The 237-nt window shown below is 60.3% G+C and carries 1 protein-coding gene; it reads right to left on the bottom strand.

Going from position 1 to position 237, the window contains the following annotated elements; genetic code table 11:
• Nucleotides 1-237: PhnD/SsuA/transferrin family substrate-binding protein (locus SB753_RS41270; protein WP_410805713.1), on the bottom strand; the 237-nt coding region annotated here is incomplete at both ends.

The raw sequence follows: 237 nt of genomic DNA, 5'->3' as shown, positions 1-237 counted from the left end.
GCACCACGATCGCATCGTTCGGAAACGGGTCCGACGTCCAGACGATCTTCGTGCCGTCGGGCTTGATCACGCCTTTCGCGACCATCGCGTTCCGGTTGCGATCGAAGTCCGTAGCGAGATCGACCTGACCCGACTGCACCGCGACCTCGTTTGCCGCGTGCGTCGCGCCTTCTGTGTACTTCCAGAACGTTTTCGGATCGATCTTCCAGACCTCCTTTGCGTACCAGGTCGGCATCA

It is taken from the genome of Paraburkholderia sp. SIMBA_053 (genome assembly GCF_046534895.1).
Lineage (GTDB): Bacteria > Pseudomonadota > Gammaproteobacteria > Burkholderiales > Burkholderiaceae > Paraburkholderia > Paraburkholderia caledonica.
The sequence above is the reverse complement of the archived record's forward strand: the minus strand, read 5'-3'. Positions and strand labels throughout refer to the sequence as shown.